Origin of the sequence: Pseudomonas botevensis, assembly GCF_019145475.1 — a bacterium.
In the GTDB taxonomy this organism is placed as follows: domain Bacteria; phylum Pseudomonadota; class Gammaproteobacteria; order Pseudomonadales; family Pseudomonadaceae; genus Aquipseudomonas; species Aquipseudomonas botevensis.
Genome location: NZ_JAHTKI010000051.1, coordinates 1 through 1,044, shown reverse-complemented (window position 1 = coordinate 1,044; position 1,044 = coordinate 1). Strand labels below are relative to the sequence as shown.

The following is a 1,044-nucleotide window of genomic DNA, read 5'->3' as shown; positions in this document are numbered from 1 at the left end:
ACAGCCCTACAGCAAAACGATGGACGGAACCATGGGACACTTTGTAATCACCTTTCGCATCAAGAGTGATGAGACCTACCAGGATCGATATGAGTCATTTACAAAAAAAGTGAGAGATATTTCGGAAAAACTCTGGGAAGAAACCTCTTCCTTTTACGCGATCAAAGCTGCGGGCACGGCGCAAAGCGTATGCGATAAGCTGTATTTCGAAACAGACTTCGTCGAGTCGAAAGATCAGATGTTGGTGATTGATCTAGAGAAGAACGAAAAAGCATTGCGAGGCCCTGACATGTACCCGAACACCTTAGCCGCTTGCTTGGGGTTTTAAACCGAGCTTCACCTCAAGCTTCGCCAGCCTGTCTTCGCAAGCATTCAGGCTGGCCTCATTTAGGCTGATCCACTCAGCGGTCTGAGTAACACGAGCAACAGCTTCTTCATGAATTTCCCTCGCCTCTGCCAGCTTCGCTTCTTGTGCAATGACCAACTCAACAGCCTGGCGGTATTCGCTCTTCATACTCAGCTCCAGAACGTGCAGATTTGAATCAGCGCCAACAGCACACCCAGCTCGGAGCAAAGGGAGTGTTGGAGCTGAAAACGAAAAAGCCCCTGCAAATGCAGAGGCTTGGATAAGGCGAGTGAAAAAGCTAATTACCGATTTTAAACTTCACTGGCTTTAGTGGATTTACAGGTTTACCACCATTTTCATTGGGCGGGGGAAGTTCGCATGAAGGATCGTCACCGCCGCACTCGGGCAATTTTCTGGCTGCCTCCTTTGCAAGATCCTCTGTTTCCAAGGGGCCGTTTTTGATTTTGCCCTTACAATAAACAAACCATCCCTTACCAACACTAAAACCATTCAGTGGACCGCTATTTTCAACGCAAGCATCACTTGTTTTTGCCCGTTTCTCGGCGGCATTTTTTGTAGCGAATGCAATACCTTTCTTGCCACACCGGAGGAACCATCGCTCAACAATATCAAAGCCGTTAAAAGTACTCATAGTAAGCTCCATCTATCTAGAGCACCAAAATATAACATGCCTACCC

3 protein-coding genes are annotated in these 1,044 nt (G+C 47.4%); 1 reads left to right on the top strand and 2 read right to left on the bottom strand.

Annotated elements, in window-relative coordinates:
- Positions 1-328, top strand: a 328-nt coding sequence (locus KVQ74_RS29240; protein ID WP_217834832.1) for a hypothetical protein, incomplete at its 5' end; no start/stop codon positions are given.
- Here KVQ74_RS29240 and KVQ74_RS29235 read toward each other — a convergent pair.
- Both KVQ74_RS29235 and KVQ74_RS29230 read right to left on the bottom strand, forming a co-directional pair.
- Complete coding sequence (locus KVQ74_RS29235; RefSeq protein ID WP_217834831.1) at positions 305-514, bottom strand: hypothetical protein; 210 nt, start codon at positions 512-514, stop codon at positions 305-307. The genes KVQ74_RS29240 and KVQ74_RS29235 overlap by 24 nt on opposite strands.
- A gap of 130 nt (positions 515-644) precedes the next feature.
- Positions 645-998 (bottom strand): hypothetical protein, encoded by a 354-nt coding sequence (locus KVQ74_RS29230; RefSeq protein ID WP_217834830.1) that lies wholly within the window; start codon positions 996-998, stop codon positions 645-647.
- Positions 999-1,044 lie beyond the last annotated feature (46 nt).

Bases quoted from the DNA above. Each gene is read 5' to 3' on its own strand.
- KVQ74_RS29235 (WP_217834831.1), bottom strand. From the start codon at position 514: ATGAAGAGCGAATACCGCCAGGCTGTTGAGTTGGTCATTGCACAAGAA.
- KVQ74_RS29230 (WP_217834830.1), bottom strand. From the start codon at position 998: ATGAGTACTTTTAACGGCTTTGATATTGTTGAGCGATGGTTCCTCCGG.